At 53.2% G+C, this 267-nt stretch carries 1 protein-coding gene; it reads left to right on the top strand.

Features of this window, described 5'->3' with window-relative positions; genetic code table 11:
- Positions 1-31: 31 nt before the first annotated feature.
- On the top strand, positions 32-267 hold a 236-nt coding region (locus ACX9YW_RS23065; protein WP_495995589.1), incomplete at its 3' end, for a DUF4252 domain-containing protein.

Raw genomic sequence — 267 nt, 5'->3', positions numbered from 1 at the left:
AATCGACCTTGGCGACCAGGCACTCAACAAAATGACCGGAAACCTCGATTCGGTGCTCGTGATGAACATATCCAACAAAAAAGCCGCCCAGAAGGCCCGCGAGATGGTTAAGGAATATGTGGAGCAAAACGGACTGGAACAGCTACTTGCTGCCACCGAAAAGGATGAGTCGACTACCATTTTCAGACGCGCCTCCGACGACGGCGAGAATATCAGCGACATGCTCCTCTACACCACCGAACCCGGCGAGAGCAACCTCATCCTCAT

It is taken from the genome of Pseudoneobacillus rhizolycopersici, from assembly GCF_054786815.1.
The sequence above is the reverse complement of the archived record's forward strand: the minus strand, read 5'-3'. Positions and strand labels throughout refer to the sequence as shown.